The following is a 20,586-nucleotide window of genomic DNA, read 5'->3' as shown; positions in this document are numbered from 1 at the left end:
CGCTATTGATATCCGTTTAGTTGCGTTTTATAGCCATGGACTTAATCATCGCTTATGTACACTTGACTGTAAATGACGCTTCTAAGATAATTAGGGTTTCACTAAAAATAGACGAAGAGGAAGATTTTACATTGGGAAGTGAGGTGATTGTTTTGAACTGGTTAAATGAACTCTCTAAATCACAGAAACGCAAACCGAAAAAGGACCTCGAACGCTCGCTTGTGGAAGGCATCTTTCGGGTGTATGACCGTTTTCCCCGAATGGGTCTTCGCGAGCGGATTGGGCAGCAGGATATGTCTCTGGATATAACGGATGCCTATGTTAACGGGCGTAATGCCATGATTGAAGCTGGCGTAGGTATCGGCAAGTCTTTTGGATATCTCATCCCCAGTCTGCTCATTAATCAGGTTTCACAACAGCCCATTATTATCGCCACATCCTCCATTCAGCTTTCGGAACAGATACATAAGGATCTTCGCGTCATCGGCAGCCGGCTCGGCTTCACTACAGTTCGCTCTGTCGTAGGGAAAGGCATGGGCCAGTATGCTTGCCGAAACAGGGCTGCGGAGTTGTTCAAGCCAGATGATCCCAATTCCCCCTTGTCCACCCTTGCTCAGCGAGTAATCAATTATGAAATTGATGAAAGAGCAGACATCCAAGGTGGAATTAGTGATACCGAATGGTCTAACGTGTCTGTAAATGATTGCCAATTTGAACGTTGTCATCATAAAAATGGATGCATGTTTTATGAAATGCGAGCCAAAATTAATGCAAGGCCAAGCGAGATTGATTTTATAATTGTGAATCAGGACCTGCTTATCCGGGATCTGATGAAGAAAAAAGAAGGAACACGGGGCATCATTACAGAAAGACCAGCTCTAATCATTATTGATGAAGCTCATAATCTGGAGGCCAAAGTTAGAGACGCAAGGACGCTGGAGTTCACATTAAGAGGCATCTGCCGTACACTGGACGACACGGTGCAATTGCTCATGAAGCAGTCTATGGACAAGACTCTCCTTTCCCAATCCAAATTTATCAAAAGATGTGCTCAGCATATTTTCAAACAAATCGACGCTGACCTGCTCCGAGAGGCCAAACAGGATAGTGACCGTATCCAGATTTCTGAGATGCAAGGCATACCATTTCGCCAAGTCTCCCAACATTTGAAGGACCTTAGTCTTCGCTTATCGGTTCTGACCTCACGCAACGAGCGGGAGATTGACGAAGTTTATGAAGCTATGAACGGGCTTATATCTCTTATGGATGTCTTGGCTAACACAGAGGAAAATCATCTTAGTTGGGCAAGTAGGACACTTCGGGCAACCACGATCAGCATCTGTCCCAAAGATATAAGCCAGTTTCTGAAACATACGTTATTTAACGGTAAGACGTCTGTGATTCTCACGTCGGCCACGATGTGTCAAGGCGGAGAAACACTGGAGGAACAATATTCTTATTTAACACAATCGCTTGGTTACAGGGGCGATTATATGGACCGCAAACCCTCTCCATTTGATTACACGAACCATGCCATGATGTACATCTCGAACAAGGTTCCAACCTATCAATACGATCAGCGCGAGCTGTATCTTGAAGCAGCCTACCACGAAATGATTCAACTCTGTAATCTAACCCAAGGTAGAACACTAGTCCTTTTTTCTGCCAAGGAAGACATGAAGTATGTTCATCAGAAGTTGATCTCAGATAAGAGTAAATATCCATGGGCGGCACATGTTCAGAAGGAGGGATCTTCCCAAGATGGGGTAATCGCTGAATTCCGGGGAAGTAAAGGTGTGCTGCTTAGTACAGGCGTTTTCTGGGAAGGTGTAAATATCGAGGGTCCTGACCTGTCACAAGTCATTGTTTTTCGTCTGCCCTTCCCTGTTCCGTCCGATCCCATCTATGAGTATAAGGCCACTTTATCGGACAATTCGTTCATGGACGTGTTTGTACCGGACATGCTTCTTCGTTTACGGCAAGGAACGGGACGATTGATTCGCAGCGAAACGGACCTTGGCGTGCTCAGCATCCTTGACTCTCGTCTTAGCGCAGCAGCCAGGAAGAATTACCGGGAACAAGTGCTGGAAACTTTGCCTTTTAAGAAGGTGACAGAGGATTTTTCGGTACTGAAGAAATTTGTCCACGAAAAGGGCATTAAACGGTAAGGTTGAAATGGGATACTACTGTTGACGATTGGTTGCAGACACTCATTAAAGAGTCGAATTATGGGCGTTCAACATAAAAAAAGCTGATACGGTCTTATCACCCGCATCAGCTTTTTCAGTTTACAATCCAACAAGGGAATGTACCTTGGCAATCACTTCTCTAATATAGACTGTCTCTATTTCGTTGCACGTTATGCGCAGCGCATCGTAAGGTCTGCCGGGGCGACTTCATCCCCAGATGAGCTGTGAATATCGATTTACTTCTCATGCTCCTTGATAACCTGCTCAATCCCCATCAGAATCAGCTTCAAACCAAATTCAAAAGCCTGATCGGTCCCCATGACCTCAAAAAGTCCGCTTTTGTACATTCCTCGGAATAGTCCCGCTTCTGCCTCAGTCATGGAGTCCAGAAGTTCGTTCATCTGCCCGCCCGGAGCCACTCCCTCATCCTCCAGCATCACGGTGATATTGCGCTGATGTTGATAATCATCCAAAACGAAATAGAACACATAGTTTGTAAGCGTTAAAACGGCTTGCAATTTCTGCTCTTGCTCAAGCGGGGTCGATTCGACGCAAAGCAACATACGGTTGGTGAATCGGATCATGTCAGGTTCATGAGGCAGCGTCATCATCATGAGCTGCGTCGAGCAGGGGTAACGACTCAACACACTTCGAATGGTTATGGCTAATTCCTCCAACTGCTCTTTCCAATTCCCCTCCGAATTGAAATCCTCCAGAATGATTTTCGATATCTGGTTAGCCAGACGTTGATAGAGATTCTGCTTGCTCTTGAAATACCAGTAAATAGATGGTGCCTGAATCCCCAAACGATCGGCTAATCGTCTCATGCTGAATTTCTGGATGCCCTCTTCCCCCAGAAGTTCCCACGAGGCTTCCAATATTTTATCTTCCGAAATTTGTGGCTGTTGTTTTTTCATTTATATCCGCCCTTTATCTAACAGTGTAAGTTTTACTTTACAGGTTCATACGCTCATGATATCATCTTACACTGTAAGGCACAAACTAACGCTGTTAGATTGTCAGCAATACTAAATTATATGAAGAAGGTAGTGACCCACATGGATGCAGAAAACCTCCATTATTTCGAAAAGGCACCAATTACCAAAGCCGTAGCTCACTTTGCCATCCCCATGATGCTCGGCACGTCAATGAACGTCATATACTCCATCTTGAACGCCTATTTTCTCGGTACGCTAGGCAATACTGCGATGTTAACCGCTCTTGCGCTAACCTTGCCTTTGTTTGCCGCCATCATGGCGTTAGGTAACTTGATTGGCATAGGGAGTGGCACCTTTATTTCCCGTTTGCTGGGCGAGCAGAAATATGATGACGTAAAACATGTGTCTTCCTTTGCGTTCTACAGCAGTTTAGCTCTCGGTTTGCTGGTAATGGCCATCGGTCTTCCATTGGTCGATCCCATCGTTCATGGCCTGGGCGCAACAACAGAATCATTTGGATTCACAAAAGAGTATGTCACCGTTATGCTGATTGGCTCGCCATTCGTAATCCTGTTTTTCACACTGGAAAATATCGTACGTTCCGAAGGAGCGGCCATCACGTCGATGGTCGGCATGATCCTCAGTGTTGTCGTCAATATCATACTTGATGCGGTAGTCATCTACGTCTTTCACTGGGGCGTTATTGGTGTAGCCTCTGCTACCGTGATCTCCAACCTGGTTGCGAGTGCATTCTATGCCTTTCATATGGGGAATAAAAGCCGTTTACTAACCATTTCTGCCAAATGGTTCAAGGCAAGCAAAGACATCCTGAGCAATGTATTCAAAATTGGTGTTCCTGTCTTTATCATGAGTATCTTCCTGGGGGCCATGTCGCTTTTCTTGAACCATTTTCTTGCCGACTATGGGGATCAGGCTGTAGCGGGATACGGGATAGCATCACGTTTGCTGCAGTTTCCTGAATTTATTCTAATGGGGTTATGTGAAGGAGTTGTGCCATTAATTGCTTTCACGTTTACGGCAAACAAGCTGCGTATGAAACAAACCATTGGATTTACGATTAAAAGCATTCTCGTTCTAGCCGCCGGGTTCGGCATCATCGTTTATCTGATCTCTGATCATTTAATCGGACTATTCACGAGTGATCCGCAGCTCATTGAAATGGGAAGCTATATTCTGCATGTGACATTTCTGTCCCTGTTCATCTCAGGAATGACGACGCTGTTCACAGGCATTTTCCAGGCAACTGCCCAAGGAACCGCTGCTTTTGTTATGTCCATTATTCAAGGAGTTACATTGATTCCTGTGCTTTTCATTGCGAGTCATATGAACGGCTTCCATGGCGTGGTCTGGTCACTTGTTATTGCGGATGCTGTTGCTTTCCTCGTTGGTGCGGCCATGATGTTTATTCTGCGGAATAAACTGCAGCCTGAACTGGAACACCTTGTACAGTAGAAAATATTATCGGGTATTTGTGTGATTAGGCCAAAACGTTGCAAAAACAAAAATAAGCCGCTTAAGCAGCGACTTATTTTTGTATATTCCTAGTGTACATTTTTAATTTTTACAATGCACTTTTGCTTCTATCCATTTACGGATTTGTTGACCATAGACCCGCATGCTTCAACAATACGCGTGGGTGCAGCTTCAGTTGTGCCACAATCAGGTCTGCCAGATCTTCAGGCTGCATCACCTTGTCCGGATTGCCGTCCGTCAACTTGAGCTCGACTGCCATATCCGTAGCAACGGTGCTAGGGGTCAGAGCCGTGACACGAATGTTTTTCTTACGTACTTCAAGCATCAAGGACTCGGTGAGTCCATTCACAGCCGCTTTAGATGCAGTATACGCGCTCGTAAGCGGCGCACCTTTTTGTCCAGCCGTAGATGAAATGTTAATGATATCGCCTGCGTTGCGCTCCATCATCTCTGGCAATACCGCACGGGTCGTGTAATATACACCCTTCACATTGACATCAATGATATTGGTCCATTCTTCCGGTGTTAACTCCATGAATCCGCCGAATTTGCCAATACCCGCATTGTTGATTAGAATATCGATCGCTCCGAGCTCTCCCCGTACAGACTCTACTGCTGCTGTAATGGAATCCAGATCGGCCACATCAGCTGCAGCAATCGCTACGTTCACATTGTACGGTTTAAGTTCTTCCTTGACCTTTTGCAAATTCTCAAGCGTACGGCCTACAAGGCCTACGTGGATGCCCTCTTGTGCAAATGCAATGGCAATCGCGCGACCAATCCCGCGACCCGCTCCTGTAATTAATGCTACTTTCCCTGCTATGGACTGCATATTATTGTTCGCTCCTTTGAATCTTAGATAAGTTAAATTGAATTAAAACCTAGCGTTAAAAACAATCGTTCTCAACTTCTATTCCATTCTAACTGCCCTTACTTTAAATGAAAAGCATGCACTTTTTGGTGCGGTGGTTACCAAACGGTAACTGCCACATCCATTTACTTGATTTCTTCCTTAAGCTGACTTAGCCGATTCAGACCCCAAGTATACATCATTTCAACGATGGGCAGTATGCTCATTCCTACTTCTGTCATCGAATATTCAACCTTGGGAGGGACATCCGGATAGACTTCTCTATGAACTATGCCATCCTCAATTAGCTCACGCAGCTGGCTTGTCAACATTTTATGTGAAATTTTAGGAAAGAGCTTTTGTAAATCGCTAAACCGATGAGGGCCTTCCACTCCCAAATGCCATAAAATAACCACTTTCCATTTGCCGCTAAGGATCGATAACGTATACTCTTTCTCGCAATGGTAATCCTTTTGGGCCAATCGATCCCGGATATCTTGTCTCAGCGAATCTGTCATGTAATATCATTCCTTTATTGAAATAAACTCCTGTTAGCGATCTCGCTACCACTGTGGTCAACACAGCAACGTATTTAGCGACCTTTCTATTATACCATCACATGTTTGAATGTAAGACGATAACGTGAAACGGATGTGAAACACGAAGCTGCTCTATCAACTTGTCAATATGTAAGGCGGCCGAAAGATAACACACAAAAGGTTCTTTAACAACAAGCGAGGACCTTATTCGTGAAGAAAGCAAGGTTCATTTCGTCCGGATTCTGCTCTAGAATTAATTCACCCTATTAAATATTAACACCATAAAGGAGCAGCTTCCTGCCATTGAAAGGTTGAGAATATGTCCAAGCATATACTACAATTAAATCCAGAGCTAGAAATCCAAAGGAGGCGCTACCATGCTTGAAAGACCAACGACAGAGGAGTATGCAGCTTATTATGAAGGATACATAAAACTGGTTCCCGAAGGGAATATCATCGAACGGTTGGAGCAGCAATCCAATATCGTACAATCCGTTCTGTCCTCATTGACTGAGGAGCAAGCGAATTACCGTTATGCTGAAGGCAAATGGAGCGTAAAAGAGGTCATTGGCCACCTGACGGATAATGAACGTATTATGAGCAGCCGACTGCTTCGCATCGCCAGAGGCGACCAAGCAAATCATCCCGGTTACGATCAGGATGTCCTTATGCAAAGTCATCCATTCGATGCGTACACCGTGGCCGATCTAAACGAAGAATATGCGGCCGCACGCAGCTCCACCCTGCTCATGCTTCGTCACATCTCGCCGGAAGCCTGGCTGCGTAGAGGAATTGTTAGTGATAATCCTGCTTCAGCTCGATCCATTGCTTATGTTCTGGTTGGACATGAACTGCACCATCTGTCCATTCTTCGCGATCGTTATGCGGTAGATGTGCCATTATAATTACTAACTCAACCTTTTGATGTCATTCCCATTATGGTTATCGGACAGACGTTGATCCTTCTTTCTCATTGAAGATTTCAACATCTGTCCGTCATTCCTTAATCCGTCGTTCAGCGCTTACGGATCACCTTAGCTTTAAAAATGATCAAACCCTTCCTCCTTCGCAATGACCTCCCTTGCTGCTTCCAGAAAAGATAACAACATGGGTGAAAGCCACTTGTCCTTATGCCATAACATTTGTGTATATACGTGCAAGTCAGCAATTTTCCAAGGAAGAACGATAAGTTCACCCCGATCTACTTCGGCTTCCGTTGTTAATTCCGGCAGGAACGCAATACCTATTCCAGCCATGGCACATTGCTTAATCGCTTCGGCATTTTGAAATTCCAAATGTGTAATGGTATCAATCCCCTTTTTCTCAAATGCCCGGTCAAACATGGTTCGATATGTACAGCCCTTCTCATTGGTCAGGAACACTTGACCGTGAAAATCTTCAAGCTTTAATACCGTATGCTGCGCAAGTGGGTGATCCGGCGCAGCGTAGAAACGGAATGTCTCTTCCACCAACGGTTCCACTGCAAGACCTGTAGAGCGAATAGGTTCGTCCAACATAAAGACCACATCTGCGGTCCCCTCAAAAAGCGTGTGCTTCAGTTGTAGGTTGGGAACGGAGCGGAAGATCAGGCGAACTCCCGGATGCCGTGAGCGGAATAGACGAAAGACCACTGGAAGCCGGTAGGCACATAGAACCTCATTGGCACTAATTGTTAAGGTTCCACTTAATTGTTCATCGTCATGAACGGCGCTTCGAGCTTCATCCAATTTATCCAGAGCACTCTCAATATGAATTAAGAAGCGTTTCCCCGCTCCTGTGAGTACAAGCTGCTTACCCAAGCGGTCAAAAAGTCGAACACCCAGCTCATCCTCCAAAGCCTTGATCTGCATCGTCACGTTCGAAGGTACATAGCCCATAGATTCGGCTGCCCGGCTGAAATTAAGGGTCGATGCGACAGTCCGGAACATATTTAATTGGCGCAATTCCATGTATTTTTCCTCCTCTTATTATCAAAAATATTGAACACTATATTGAGTTTTAATCACTTTTATTGAGAGTAACACGGACCTATACTGAGTACAAGAAACACACATAATGAGTCATTATATTTGAAGGGAGAAACTAAATATGGACTATGACATCTTCAAATTGGGTGATGTAACCTTGCAATCAGGCGTGACGTTACCAAATGCTTTTCTTGCTTACAAGACTTACGGTAGATTGAATGAGAAGAAAGATAATGTTGTTGTCTATCCTACGGCTTTTGGCGACCAGCATGTACAAAATGAATGGTTGATTGGAAATGGCATGGCACTGGATCCGGAAAAATATTTTATCATCGTTCCGAATCTGTTAGGTAACGGATTGTCCTCGTCTCCCAGTAACACGCCTCCTCCATTTGACCGGGCGAATTTCCCCAGAGTAACCATCTATGATAATGTTGTTCTGCAGTATCGGCTAGTTACCGAACTATTCGGCATACAAAAGATTGCACTTGTTGTAGGGTGGTCCATGGGTGGTATTCAAGCATTCCAGTGGGGGGCAAGTTATCCCGATATGGTGGAACGCATCGCGCCTTTTGCAGGCGTGGCCAAAACATGGCCTCATACGTTTGCGGTCCTGGAAGGAGTATGTGCCCCCCTCCTGTCAGCCGTGCAATTTGATTCGAAACAACTCAATCATTTGACCACTGCAGACATGCGCGGGGCTGGCCGAGTTTACGCGGGATGGGGATTTTCACAGGCTTTCTATAGAAGGAAACTTTACCGTGAGCTTGGTTTCGACTCATTAACAGATTTTATGGCAGGCTTCTGGGAAGAGGTCTTCATGACTATGGATCCGCACAATGTTCTCGCCATGTCATGGACAGGCCAACATGCCGATATTAGTGATAATCCCCTCTATAACGGAAATTTCGAGCATGCGCTAAGCAGTATTAAAGCGCTCGCCTGCATTATGCCAGGTAGCACGGATCTCTTCTGCACGGCGGAAGACAACGAGTACGAGGCTGGCCTTATTCCTAATGCTGACTATCAGCCGATTCATTCGATTTGGGGACATTTCGCCGGTCGTGGGATTAACCCTGCCGATAACAAATTTATTGATGACAATCTGAAACGGTTGCTTACGTTAAGTCCAGTCGGCTAAACCGACTCATCTTTTGATTCATCTCTTATCATTTCATTACTCAATAACAAGTGATAAACCAACCTCTCCTATCGTCATGACCACATGAACGTCAAGAGAGGTTTTTTCATGTTTATCACGCCATCTCTACTCTCAGCCCATGCACCAATCCATGTCGGGATAATTTCTATAACGAAAAGGAACGATTGAATAACATGATGGGATAAACGTACAATTTTTCACTCAAGGTAATTTGATTATAATACTACCTTGACAGTCACAGTAATATGACGTATTATACAATTGCGAGGTGATTACATGAGCCAAAACAAAATTACATCCGACCTACTACGCGGCCATACCGATACAATGATTCTAAGGCTCTTATCCGAAGCTGACAGATATGGGTACGAAATTGTCAAAAAGATTGCCGAGCGCTCAGGCGGTGAGTACGAATTAAAAGAAGCTACCATGTACTCCAGCGTTCGGCGACTTGAAGCGGAGGGTGATATCGAGTGGTATTGGGGCGATGAATCTCAAGGTGGACGCCGTAAGTATTTTAGAATTACCGAAAAGGGCAAAGCAACACATGCCAGCAACAAAGAAAACTGGGAGTACGCGAAACGTGTGCTTGAAAACTTATTATAAGGAGTGTTGAGGTTATGAATGAAAAGCTCACTCACTATTTGAACGGAGTCTTTGCACCGTACGATGAGGTAAAAAGTGTCACCGAATTAAAAGCAGACCTGCACTCCGATTTGCAAGAAAGGTTCCGTGACCTCAAGGCTGAGGGCAAAGATGATGAAACTGCTTTTGAGATGACCATTGAAAGCATCGGCGATATTGAACAAACCGTGCAGGAGGTTGCCAACCTCTCCCGTTCACTGGAACGGCAGGTAGTGACAAACTTTAACGCAAGTAACCTGTCAACGAGCGATTTTGCTGGTGTTACCGCGCATAAAGGACAATTCAAGTCCAGTGCGCTGCGAGGCTCCAATTTCAGGGATGCAGATTTGACTGGTAGTTCTTTTATTAGCAGCGATGTCCGGGATGCCAATTTTGACCGCGCCAATCTGACGGACTGCACCCTCTCTACACTGGACCTAGCAAATGCAAGCTTCAGTCAATCCGTTCTGGTACGCACGAACTTCAGCAAGTCGGGTATGGACGGGGCCAAATTCACAAATGTCAGACTGACTGACGTTGCGTTCTCCTTAACTGATCTTAGAAAGGCTATTTTCCATAACTGTATCTTTGACGGTGTGGAGTTCAAGTCCTCCGATCTGAGCGGGCAGCGTTTTGATGGGCAAACCTTTACCGGGGTCAAGTTTGACAAGGTGGCATTGAACGAAGTTTCATTTCAAAACGCTACACTCAAAAACGTATCCTTTCCAACGTCTTCATGGTCCAACAAGTATTATCGGGTGATCAAGACCGTCTGCTTTGACGGTGCAATGATGGATAAACTCACTTATGCGGCTCTCAAAGGTATGGAAGCCAATGTGTCCAAAGTTACGGTTATCTAAGGAGGAGATCCTGTGCAAAACAAGTCCATTCAAGTGATTGGCCTGCAAAAATCCTACAAACAGCTGCACGTCCTTAAGGGCGTGGATTTCGAAGTGGAAAAGGGCAGCATCTTCGCCCTTCTCGGTTCCAATGGTGCTGGCAAAACAACCGTTGTCAAAATTCTCGCCACACTGCTTCAAAAAGACAGTGGAACTGCGACCGTGAACGGATTCGATGTTGCAACCAATCCTGACCATGTACGGCAGGCGATCAGCCTGACCGGTCAATTCGCCTCGGTGGACGAAATTTTAACCGGACGGGAAAATCTGATCATGATTGCCAAACTGCGATATCTTCACAATCCACGTCAGATTGCTGAAGACTTGCTTCAACGCTTTGGTCTGACGGATGCTGCGGACCGCAGGGTATCGACGTATTCGGGCGGGATGCGTCGCAGACTCGACATTGCTCTCAGCCTCGTGGGAAAACCACAGATCATTTTTCTCGACGAGCCAACAACCGGGCTGGACCCCGAAGCACGCATTGAGGTATGGAAGATTGTTAAAGAGCTGTCGGATGGCGGTACGACAGTATTTCTGACTACACAGTATCTGGAGGAAGCTGAGCAGCTTGCTGACCGAATAGCCATTCTCCATGAGGGCAGAATTATCGCCAGCGGCACGCTCTCCGATCTGAAGAAGTTGATTCCATCCGCAAAAGTGGAGTACGTCGAAAAGCAGCCTACACTTGAAGATATATTCCTCGCAGTCATCGGCAAAAAGGAGGCGAACTAAATGGAAACGGTAAAAAAACACTTTTTCAGTGATATGAGCGTAATGCTGGGACGTTCGTTGCGCCATATTCTTCGCAGCATGGACACCATTATTACGGTTACAATCATGCCGATTGCCTTCATGCTGCTGTTTGTCTATGTGTTTGGCGGTGCTATTCAAACCGGGACGGACAACTACGTCAATTATCTATTGCCCGGCATACTACTCATTGCAATTGCCAGCGGAATATCCTACACGGCGTACCGCCTGTTTATCGATGTACAGCGGGGCATATTTGAACGGTTTCACTCCATGCCGATTTCACGTTCCACCTTGTTATGGGGGCATGTCCTGACCTCGCTGGTTTCTAACGCCATTTCCGTAGCCGTCATTATTTTGGTTGCACTCATCATGGGTTTTCGTTCACCAGCCGGAATCCTCTCATGGCTTGGCGTAGCAGGCATACTCACTTTGTTTACACTGGCATTAACCTGGGTTGCTGCGATAGCAGGACTGTCCGCAAAATCCGTGGATGGCGCAAGTGCCTTCTCCTACCCCATTATATTCCTTCCTTTTATCAGCTCTGCATTTGTACCAACTGAATCGATGCCTACGGTTGTTCGTGTCTTTGCCGAAAACCAACCAGTAACCTCCATTGTCGAAGCGATCCGTGCGCTGCTCTTAGATCAACCGGTGGGCAATGAGATATGGGTTGCTTTGGCATGGTGTGTCGGGGTCCTGCTGGTCGCATATATTCTTGCAATGAGAGTGTATAACAAGCGGGTATGAGAACTTATCAGCTCAGCTTCTAAGTATGACTCAAGGTCACACCCCTAAATAATTTAAAAAATACTGGATTGTACCTTCCTTCGATAACATTAATGAGTTAATTATCTTTAGCAGATTAATCTCTTTAAACAATTAGCTTCCCAGGTTCAATTTCTGCTGCTGCGTTTTTTCCATCCTTTGCTCAGGTATGAATAGCCCCTTGATTTACTTCCCTTCTACATGCTTTGTTGAATGCCAATGAACAACCTTTATTGCTTCATGCAAGCATGCAGCAATACAACCAAAAGGCCCACGTATGCTGTTATTAAGCAGCATACGTGGGCCTTAAACCTGCACATAACCTTGAGTTGAAAACAAGTCATATGTCGATAATATTAAATGGATTCATTTTCGCCGAAGTGCAGTAAAATATCTTTCACCGATTGCTCTGGTGACTGCTCCGAACTGTCCAGCCAAAATCCGATTTTCGGTGTTTCCTTCAAAAAATCCGAATACAAATTTTCTACCGTAAATCCGGTATACCCGACTTTTCCCCTTCCTCTTTCTCGCTCTTTTACCACCTCAACATTTGGACACAGCACAACCACCTGAAGCGGGTAATCTTTAAGCTGCTCCATCATATAGGGTAGTGCCCCTCCATAGTAATTATCTTGCAAAACAACAGAAAATCCATAGTCATAATAGGTCTTTGCGGCATTCGCAGCTAACCGGTAACGTAAATATAATTGACGGACAGCTTCTTCGGAAGGTTCAGCGGACATTTCTTCGCGTCCTGAACTAATCATGCGACGGAATATATCCCCACGTAGATGAACACCTTTTCCCAGCTTGGAAGCCAGCAGCTCCGATACCGTTGACTTTCCAGAGGCCATAACTCCTGTAATTAAATAAATGGCTTCTTTCATCATATACCGCCTCCGCCCTTATTTTAAAAGATTATCTTTGTTAGACACCGAATTTCGACATCAATACATACCTGTTTACTACCATGATTATACAACTTATGGAACTATCCTCGCCCTAAGTTTAAAGTCCTTTTAAAAGAAAGCCTTCGGATGCAAGTTCGCCCGAGACAGGGACAGGGACTTGGTCCTTAATAACAAAAAAAGCCGCTGCATTAGCGGTCTAAATGTTCATTTGGGCATTTTCATACTGGTTTGTTTTGCAACTGAGTACAATTCATTCATATGGGTATATTGGATAATAAAGTATTTTTTGGTGGAGGTGAATTCATGCCGAGCAAAACTCAAAACGAAAATTCGGACCCGAAGATAATGAATCGCTTCGTTTATTCGAATCGTAACCTATGGTCTGGGATTCTCTTCGGCATTGGTTTGGTTGCCTTTATCGATGAGACCGTTTTCCATCAGCTGCTGCACTGGCATCATTTTTATGACAAGGCGACCACAGAGGTTGGTCTGATTTCAGATGGTCTTTTTCATGCTTTTAGTTGGTTCGCTACCATCGGAGGATTGTTTATGTATGCAGATCTTCGAAGACGAATCGCATTTTGGCTTACGAGATGGTCGGGAGGCCTTCTTCTTGGAGCGGGTAGCTTCCAGTTGTATGATGGACTCATTCAACACAAACTCATGGGAATCCATCAAATTCGTTATGTGGAAAATGTTATTCTCTACGACCTGGTATGGAACGTCCTTGCTGCTCTAATGATCCTGACGGGGCTCAGTCTTATGTACCGCACAAGAAGCAGACCATTCTCAGGAAAGGCTCACTCCTATGAACATTAATACTCACATTCATCATCACCATGGAACTGAGCTGGATCATATGGCGGGGATCGTACCACAGCTGATTCTGGCACTACCTTTTGCACTCGCGTTTGGGATGTATATTTATGCTGCAGTCCGTTCCATTCGTAAGAAATCCTGGCCAATATACCGGACTGTTCTCTGGTCCATCGGCACTCTTTTGGCGGTTATGGCCGTTGCGGGACCTCTTGCAGATCTGGCCCATACTGATTTCGTGGCCCACATGTTCAGTCATTTACTTTTGGGTATGCTTGCACCACTGCTTATGGTGTTGTCTGCACCGATGACTCTGCTGCTGAAATCGCTAAGCACACCATTAGCCAGGCATCTTACACGTCTTCTGCGAAGTTGGCCGTCCCGGATATTGACTCACCCTATGATCACTTCGCTCCTTAATATTGGAGGACTCTGGATACTATACACTACAAACCTATACTCACTCATGCATGAGAATACACTTCTGTATCTCGTTGTTCATTTCCACATATTCGCAGCAGGTTATCTGTTTACCATGTCCATTATTTACATAGAACCCATGCCCCACCGGCTCTCCTTTTTGTACCGCTCCATCATACTAGTGATTTCTTTAGCAGGTCATGGCATGTTGTCCAAGCTGATCTATGCACACCCGCCTACCGGTGTACCTTTGGATCAAGCCAGGGTTGGAGGCATGCTCATGTACTATGGTGGAGATGCTGTTGATATAGTCATTATCTTCATATTATGTTTGCATTGGTTTAGAGCAACTCGCCCTAGAACTGGCTTAATCATGAGCTAGAGATATCCTCCAGCTTACTTTCCAACAATAGTACCTCCCTTACGTCGCCCATTTCAGACAAATATCATGAAGAAGAGCTTATAAATCAAGCACAGCCTGCATGCGAAGTGCAGACTGTGTTTTTAATTCGGAATTAAGATGTGCGATAACGTCTTCTGTAGTCCAGAGTTAGGAGGCAATTACCGGAACCTCCCCCTCCTCTGCTTTGAGCAGCCTGCGGAACAGAAAAACCAGATTTAGCAGCAGCAGATTTTCCGGGTCCTTGAGCGGAATGCCCATGATCCTCCCTAGGTTGTCCAGCCGGGATGCCCCTGTGTTACGGTGAATTGTACAACCTGGAGGACATTTCATTCATATGGCCTTTACAGGACGCGGGTACCCGAAAACCCTGTGTTAATGCTGTTTCACCCACTAAAATCCCCCAATAATCAAGCTTTGATGTTTCTCATAAGAGCGCACTTATTTTCAAATATGTAATGGTGAACGTAAAATCAGAAACATCTGTGAATTGGATTTGAAGCTTGAAATGATCAATCTATTTCCTATGTTATAATGAACCAAAGTAATTCATGGATAATATTGGAGGGGTATCATGTTTAGTAGTATTGGTTTTCCTGGAATCATCATTCTGCTCTTAGTCATTCTTTTATTCATATGGTTTGTCCGCAAACTGATAAAATCCTTACGGCAATAGGCACACATTTCTGCACTCAACCCGGGACAATAACTTCGTTATACACAACAAAGAAAGCCACTATATTAGTGACTTTCTATGAGAATCAACAGTATTTGGGCATATAAAAGAAATTCAACATTACTTATCACTTTGTACGGTTGCCAGGGAAACTAGAACGGGTCCGGCAAAATCGGGGGCTTCTTCCCCTTTCGGATTATGAAGGCGGAACAGAAATGGATCCCCTGCTTCTGATGTCCACACCATATAATCACTTATGCCTTCCTCCCCGGAAGCTTGAAGGTAAAGTTCCGGAGAACCAAGAGGATGCTCAACCAACTCCCCACTATAATCGGATACTTCACCAAGTCCACTGATCTCTTCCTTGCCTGCAGCTTCAAGCTGAGTCAGATCATAATCGGAAGGCAGCGGTTCAATGTCCACATAATAATCCGGATCACTTCTTAACGACAAGCGACCTGCTGTCTCATCGAAGGCAAACTTTTCAAAGACATACAAGGAAAATCCTTCACCCTGATGCAGGACCGCCTCCATGGATTGATTACCTTCAGCGGTCATTAGTTCAAAACTCTCCGTCTCCGGGCGATTCGCTTCAACAGATTCTTCCTGTCCCTGTTCTGATGAAGGTGGCGATACGGATTCAGCTTCTGGAGCAACCGTTTCGGGGGTGGCCACAGGTTCTGTCTCACCTGTACAAGCGGAAATCATGACGACCATGATAAAAATCGGAATGTTTAGCCGAAAGGGATAGCGATTTTTCATAACAAACGCTCCTCTCAAACCTGACCTATTGGTCTGGATAGAATATGTGTTCAACATGCCAAACGCACCAAAACTTGCTTATGTTGCCTACAATAGACTATTACCCATAACAATATAGTGCACACATCCATTTTTACCAATCCTCTAGATTTTATCTTCTGCTCCTCTACCTACTAATTTAGATTTTATCTGGTGAAATTGACATTGATCCATAAAACAAAAAAAGCCGCTCGTTTGCGACTTTGAATAAATCCGTTTCTTGAATATGATAATGCTCGCTTGCTGCGCCAAGCATTTGTCATCTTCAGAGTTTAATATGCGAATTGAGAAGACTGCCAGCATTGTCGCCGGCAGTCTTACATTTATACCGTAGTATTCTTCTCGTCATATTCGCTCGATATTTCTTTAAGCGATCTGATTTTACCATGAGGATGCTGTTCTTGCTTTCGTGACTTCCAAGCAGCTTCCTGCCTTTTCTTCTGGCGAGCCATAAAAGATCTCCTCCTCAGGAAATTAGAGTGATACTACTTTTCTATGATGTGAATTATCACTGACTTTCATTCACGTACAGCTTCATCTTCAATAATCCACTATTCAGAAGTCACCCGCTCTTATTGAGCAGTGTATCCACCATCCACGATCAGGCTGTTTCCTGTCATGTAAGACGAATCATCGCTGGCCAGGAACAGAACGGCTTTAGCCATCTCTTCCGCTTGACCAAGACGTTTCATCGGTGTTGCAGCAGAAAGAGCCTGCTTGCTCTCTTCAGGAATAATCGGTGTATCGATAAAACCTGGGCATAGTGCGTTGACGCGAATGTTTTTCTCTGCATATTCCAACGCCAGCGAACGAGTCAAATTCACAACGCCGCCTTTGGCTGCATTATAGGCTGCAGAACCAGGTGAACCAACCCATCCATACATGGATGCCGTGTTAACGATTGTGCCTCCACCGATTTTGAGCATTTCACGAATAGATTCACGCGCAACCAGGAATACTCCGTCCAGATCGACATTAACCGTATTACGCCACTCGGCATAGTCCAGCTCGTGCGACGGATGAACACGTCCGATTCCTGCGTTGTTGAATACGATGTCCGCTTTGCCAAAAGCTTCAACGGTTTGTTTGAAAATCTCAGCAACCTCTTGTTCGCTTGTGATGTTGGCTTTGATAAATAGAGCCTCCGCGTTAAGCGCTTTCAGCTCCTGCTCAAACGCTTTGCCTTTTTCTTCATTTAAGTCCACCAGGACGACTTTGGCTCCTTCGGAAACGAATAGACGAGCTGTCGCTGCACCAATTCCGGATGCTCCTCCTGTGATGACTGCTACTTTGTCTTGTAGTTTGCCCATGACTAAATCCTCCAGTATACTATTTTGAATAGCGCCTATATCAATAGTGCTATATGATGTTTACAAAACTAATTGTATGCTTAAAATTGTAACAATCCAATCATTAAGATAAAGCCAAGTGTCTACCTTCTAGACACTTCTCTAAACAATGTCTAAATTTATAGGAGATTTTTTGAATGAATGATGAACTTACTGTGACTTCTCAACATCGTAATCGAACCAAGGAACATCTCAAAGCCGCTCTGATTCAGCTCATTAAGAAAAAAGGCTTCCATGCTGTGTCTGTCAAAGACATCGTTGATCAAGCGGGTTACAATCGCAGCACCTTTTATTTGCATTACCAGGATAAATTCGTTCTTGCCGAGGAGTTATTGATCATGAAGCTTGAAGGGTTGAGAAAAGCCACAGGTAAACCCTACTGGCACGGTCAAAAGGTCCTCACAAACAAGCTTAACGTCGAATCTTTTCAAATCGTGGATTATATTTATGAACACCGTGACTTCTTCGAATTAATCCAATACGATGATACGTTACCTGGTCTGCATACAGGCTTTCCGCAAACCATGCTCAAAATTTATGAAGAGCAATTTGTATTCGAAACGATCAATAACTCCCCTGTCAACATGGAGTATTTCAAGTACTATACTGCATACGGTTTTTTTGGACTATTGAACAATTGGATTTTAAGCGGATTTCGTGAGTCACGGGACGCGTTTATCCATAACGTAATTGAACTCACCAAAACGCATATTCACTCTTTTTATTATGTGGGGGATAAACTGGATTAAATACTTTGTTTTGCGGTTCAACTAAATAAGGCATTTTCCACCATACGTCAAAGTTTTTCAAGTTTAAGCGGATTCGAATATACCTTAAAAGCAAAAAAAGCCGCTAATAGCGACTTTAACAGATTGTATATTCTTGGCCGGCCCCTGTTGTTGTGACGACTGCCCGCAAACTTCACAGGCAGTCATTCGCTTAAATCACAGTACGCTTTCTTCATAATTCGGTTGATAATTACTTAAGCGATTTGATTTTTACCAGGAGGATGCTGTTCTTGCTTCATGACTTCCAGGCAGCTGAGACGACATCCTGTTACTATCATCACGCTGACTTCGTGCCAATAAGTTCAGCATAATTGACAGCATTCAGCAGAAGCGATACTGCTTCAGCCGCATCGCTGTCTATTTCTATCTCGACGATCCAGCCTTGCCCGTAGGGATCGTCGTTGACTTTTTCAGAAGCATCCAGTAACTGATCGTTAACCCTCGTAACTGTACCGCTAACTGGACTGAATAAGTCCGATACTGTTTTGACCGATTCAATCGTACCCACCGTCTCGTTCGCTTGAAGCGTTGTTCCCACTTTCGCCACTTCTACAAATACGATGTCACCAAGCTGTCTTTGCGCATAATCCGTAATACCGATCCTAACAAGGCTAGATCCCCGCACCTCCACCCACTCATGCTCAACCGTATAACCCAATCCAGCTTTGACTTCGCTCATTCATCGGCACCCTCTCGGTCTACATTTTTTTCTGAAGCTGCCCCCTCGAGAAGAGAGGGAACGCCCCGGCAAGCTCAGCAGTCTGCTCTCTTACTTTGGCAATGACTACCGGGTCGTCTCGATGTCTCAAGGCTCTTGCGATGCAGCGTCCCAGTCTTATCATTTCTTCTTCGTCCATACCTCTCGTAGTCAGTGCCGGGGTGCCAATACGGATGCCGCTCGTGACGAACGGACTGGTCGTCTCTCCAGGAATCGTGTTTTTGTTCACTGTAATGCCAACATGCTCGAGCAATCTTTCGGCCTCTTTGCCCGTGAGTCCCCACGGACGAACGTCGATCAGCATCAAATGGTTATCTGTGCCTCCGGAGACGAGTGTTGCACCTTCTGCCATCAATGTGTCCGCAAGCGTTCCAGCATTGCTGACGACCTTCTTCGCGTACGCTTGGAATGACGGCTCCAGTGCCTCTCGAAAGCTTACGGCTTTGGCCGCAATAATATGCATGAGCGGACCGCCTTGGATACCCGGAAAAATCGACTTGTTCAGCCCTTTAGCCGTTTCTTCGTCGTTCGTCAACAGTAGTCCACCGCGCGGACCGCGCAGCGTTTTGTGCGTCGTACTTGTTGTAACGTTGGCATATGGAACCGGAGACGGATGCACTCCTGCCGCCACAAGTCCAGCGATATGTGCCATGTCGACCATGAATTTCGCACCAACTCTGTCCGCAATCTCCTTGAACTTTATAAAATCAATGATCCGTGGATAAGCGCTGGCTCCGGCGATGATCAGGGCCGGCTTTTCCTTGTGGGCCACCGACTCTACTTGGTCGTAGTCGATCAGATGAGATCGCTCATCCACTCCATAGGAGACTGCTTCGAACCATTTGCCCGATAAGCTTACCGGGCTTCCGTGAGTCAAATGCCCCCCCTGAGAAAGGTTCATCCCCATCAGCTTGTCGCCCGGCTTCAGCCAGTGGAACAGCACGGCCGTATTGGCTTGCGCACCTGAATGGGGCTGAACGTTGGCATGTTGGGCACCAAACAGCAATTTCGCCCTCTCCATCGACAGAATCTCAACTTCGTCCACATGTTCACAGCCTCCATAATACCTTTTCCCCGGATAACCTTCCGCGTACTTGTTCGTCAGGACCGTCCCCATCGCCTCCATGACCTCCGGACTCACGATGTTTTCGGAAGCAATCAGCTCCAGCGTCTCTAATTGTCTGTCGTGCTCTCGTTCAATCGCAGCATAAATGTCGGAATCATAGTTTAATAAACTCAAGTAAATGTCCTCCTTAGGATAATATATAAAAAAAGGGACAGTGAACCAGCTCATGCCGTGTTCTCTGTCCTGGGTACCTGAGAGTTTAAACGGCCCTCTTCGACCGTTATTACCCCTTTGGTGGCTTGTTGGCTCTCTCCAGAGTTGCGTCGGATGGCGGTACGTTTACCTGAGAGTTTAACCAGCGGCTGGCCAGCCGCTGACTTGCTCCTTCGGTGCCCCGAAGCTTTATTTCGCTTCCGCGGTCTCTCCCGGCCATCGTCATTCGCTATATTCAGTTGAGT

Annotated in this window: 22 protein-coding genes and 2 riboswitches; of the genes, 11 read left to right on the top strand and 11 right to left on the bottom strand. The window is 45.4% G+C overall.

The genetic code is table 11. The features are described 5' to 3' along the window. Positions 1-143: 143 nt before the first annotated feature. Positions 144-2,168, top strand: a complete 2,025-nt coding sequence (locus PIL01S_RS06440) for an ATP-dependent DNA helicase (protein ID WP_371859933.1) — start codon at positions 144-146, stop codon at positions 2,166-2,168. A 257-nt stretch (positions 2,169-2,425) separates the two neighbouring features. Here the strand turns inward: PIL01S_RS06440 and PIL01S_RS06435 are convergent, their stop codons facing one another. After that, positions 2,426-3,106, bottom strand: coding sequence for a TetR/AcrR family transcriptional regulator (locus PIL01S_RS06435; RefSeq protein ID WP_127536784.1), 681 nt, complete (start codon positions 3,104-3,106; stop codon positions 2,426-2,428). A 141-nt stretch (positions 3,107-3,247) separates the two neighbouring features. On the opposite strand from PIL01S_RS06435, the gene PIL01S_RS06430 reads away from it, so the two are divergent. Further along, entirely contained in the window at positions 3,248-4,600 is a 1,353-nt protein-coding gene (locus PIL01S_RS06430; RefSeq protein ID WP_127536783.1) for an MATE family efflux transporter, read from the top strand. Between the two features lie 136 nt (positions 4,601-4,736). On the opposite strand, the gene PIL01S_RS06425 is transcribed toward PIL01S_RS06430, so the two are convergent. Together PIL01S_RS06425 and PIL01S_RS06420 are read right to left on the bottom strand one after the other, a co-directional pair. Continuing rightward, complete coding sequence (locus PIL01S_RS06425) at positions 4,737-5,453, bottom strand: 3-ketoacyl-ACP reductase (protein WP_127536782.1); 717 nt, start codon at positions 5,451-5,453, stop codon at positions 4,737-4,739. 164 nt (positions 5,454-5,617) lie between these two features. Then, positions 5,618-5,989, bottom strand: a complete 372-nt coding sequence (locus PIL01S_RS06420; RefSeq protein WP_127536781.1) for a winged helix-turn-helix transcriptional regulator — start codon at positions 5,987-5,989, stop codon at positions 5,618-5,620. A 398-nt stretch (positions 5,990-6,387) separates the two neighbouring features. On the opposite strand from PIL01S_RS06420, the gene PIL01S_RS06415 reads away from it, so the two are divergent. Next, positions 6,388-6,915 (top strand): DinB family protein, encoded by a 528-nt coding sequence (locus tag PIL01S_RS06415; RefSeq protein ID WP_127536780.1) that lies wholly within the window; start codon positions 6,388-6,390, stop codon positions 6,913-6,915. Positions 6,916-7,050: 135 nt separating this feature from the next. On the opposite strand, the gene PIL01S_RS06410 is transcribed toward PIL01S_RS06415, so the two are convergent. Further along, positions 7,051-7,959, bottom strand: a complete 909-nt coding sequence (locus PIL01S_RS06410; RefSeq protein ID WP_127536779.1) for a LysR family transcriptional regulator — start codon at positions 7,957-7,959, stop codon at positions 7,051-7,053. 139 nt (positions 7,960-8,098) lie between these two features. Between PIL01S_RS06410 and PIL01S_RS06405 the strand changes: the two genes are divergently transcribed. From PIL01S_RS06405 to PIL01S_RS06385, 5 genes are all read left to right on the top strand, one after another. Continuing rightward, complete coding sequence (locus PIL01S_RS06405) at positions 8,099-9,118, top strand: alpha/beta fold hydrolase (protein WP_127536778.1); 1,020 nt, start codon at positions 8,099-8,101, stop codon at positions 9,116-9,118. A gap of 297 nt (positions 9,119-9,415) precedes the next feature. Continuing rightward, complete coding sequence (locus tag PIL01S_RS06400) at positions 9,416-9,745, top strand: PadR family transcriptional regulator (protein WP_127536777.1); 330 nt, start codon at positions 9,416-9,418, stop codon at positions 9,743-9,745. 14 nt (positions 9,746-9,759) lie between these two features. Further along, positions 9,760-10,623 carry a pentapeptide repeat-containing protein gene (locus PIL01S_RS06395; protein WP_127536776.1) on the top strand — a complete coding sequence of 288 codons (864 nt, stop codon included), beginning with the start codon at positions 9,760-9,762 and terminating at the stop codon, positions 10,621-10,623. A 12-nt stretch (positions 10,624-10,635) separates the two neighbouring features. Next, complete coding sequence (locus tag PIL01S_RS06390) at positions 10,636-11,397, top strand: ABC transporter ATP-binding protein (protein ID WP_127536775.1); 762 nt, start codon at positions 10,636-10,638, stop codon at positions 11,395-11,397. Further along, positions 11,398-12,165 carry an ABC transporter permease gene (locus PIL01S_RS06385; RefSeq protein WP_127536774.1) on the top strand — a complete coding sequence of 256 codons (768 nt, stop codon included), beginning with the start codon at positions 11,398-11,400 and terminating at the stop codon, positions 12,163-12,165. Positions 12,166-12,539: 374 nt separating this feature from the next. Here PIL01S_RS06385 and PIL01S_RS06380 read toward each other — a convergent pair whose 3' ends face one another. Next, complete coding sequence (locus tag PIL01S_RS06380; RefSeq protein WP_127536773.1) at positions 12,540-13,070, bottom strand: AAA family ATPase; 531 nt, start codon at positions 13,068-13,070, stop codon at positions 12,540-12,542. 327 nt (positions 13,071-13,397) lie between these two features. Here PIL01S_RS06380 and PIL01S_RS06375 point away from each other — a divergent pair, with 327 nt between their 5' ends. Both PIL01S_RS06375 and PIL01S_RS06370 read left to right on the top strand, forming a co-directional pair. After that, entirely contained in the window at positions 13,398-13,913 is a 516-nt protein-coding gene (locus tag PIL01S_RS06375; RefSeq protein WP_127536772.1) for a DUF2243 domain-containing protein, read from the top strand. After that, the gene (locus PIL01S_RS06370) at positions 13,903-14,712 is read left to right on the top strand and encodes a cytochrome c oxidase assembly protein (protein ID WP_127536771.1); all 810 of its coding nucleotides are present in this window, start codon (positions 13,903-13,905) and stop codon (positions 14,710-14,712) included. The genes PIL01S_RS06375 and PIL01S_RS06370 overlap by 11 nt, the downstream gene beginning before the upstream one ends. A gap of 168 nt (positions 14,713-14,880) precedes the next feature. On the opposite strand, the gene PIL01S_RS30155 is transcribed toward PIL01S_RS06370, so the two are convergent. The 4 genes from PIL01S_RS30155 to PIL01S_RS06360 form a co-directional block, all read right to left on the bottom strand. After that, complete coding sequence (locus PIL01S_RS30155; RefSeq protein WP_371859919.1) at positions 14,881-15,063, bottom strand: helix-turn-helix domain-containing protein; 183 nt, start codon at positions 15,061-15,063, stop codon at positions 14,881-14,883. A 463-nt stretch (positions 15,064-15,526) separates the two neighbouring features. Further along, positions 15,527-16,168: a hypothetical protein gene (locus tag PIL01S_RS06365; RefSeq protein WP_127536770.1), complete on the bottom strand. Its 642-nt coding sequence runs from the start codon at positions 16,166-16,168 to the stop codon at positions 15,527-15,529. Between the two features lie 362 nt (positions 16,169-16,530). After that, positions 16,531-16,659, bottom strand: a complete 129-nt coding sequence (locus PIL01S_RS29795; RefSeq protein ID WP_222592015.1) for a DUF6254 family protein — start codon at positions 16,657-16,659, stop codon at positions 16,531-16,533. 120 nt (positions 16,660-16,779) lie between these two features. Beyond that, positions 16,780-17,517: an SDR family NAD(P)-dependent oxidoreductase gene (locus tag PIL01S_RS06360; RefSeq protein ID WP_127536769.1), complete on the bottom strand. Its 738-nt coding sequence runs from the start codon at positions 17,515-17,517 to the stop codon at positions 16,780-16,782. Between the two features lie 176 nt (positions 17,518-17,693). Here PIL01S_RS06360 and PIL01S_RS06355 point away from each other — a divergent pair, with 176 nt between their 5' ends. Further along, complete coding sequence (locus PIL01S_RS06355; RefSeq protein WP_127536768.1) at positions 17,694-18,305, top strand: TetR/AcrR family transcriptional regulator; 612 nt, start codon at positions 17,694-17,696, stop codon at positions 18,303-18,305. 316 nt (positions 18,306-18,621) lie between these two features. On the opposite strand, the gene gcvH is transcribed toward PIL01S_RS06355, so the two are convergent. Together gcvH and PIL01S_RS06345 are read right to left on the bottom strand one after the other, a co-directional pair. Next, entirely contained in the window at positions 18,622-19,023 is a 402-nt protein-coding gene (gene gcvH / locus PIL01S_RS06350) for a glycine cleavage system protein GcvH (protein ID WP_127536767.1), read from the bottom strand. Between the two features lie 19 nt (positions 19,024-19,042). Further along, a complete protein-coding gene (locus tag PIL01S_RS06345) occupies positions 19,043-20,302 on the bottom strand; it encodes a serine hydroxymethyltransferase (RefSeq protein WP_281280770.1) in 1,260 nt (419 codons plus the stop codon). Between the two features lie 62 nt (positions 20,303-20,364). Beyond that, a riboswitch (glycine riboswitch) is annotated at positions 20,365-20,446 on the bottom strand. 3 nt (positions 20,447-20,449) lie between these two features. After that, positions 20,450-20,567, bottom strand: a riboswitch (glycine riboswitch). Between the last annotated feature and the right edge of the window lie 19 nt (positions 20,568-20,586).

The sequence above is a fragment of the Paenibacillus illinoisensis NBRC 15959 genome (assembly GCF_004000925.1).
Classification (GTDB): Bacteria; Bacillota; Bacilli; order Paenibacillales; family Paenibacillaceae; genus Paenibacillus; species Paenibacillus illinoisensis.
This window is presented reverse-complemented; position numbering and strand designations above follow the sequence as displayed.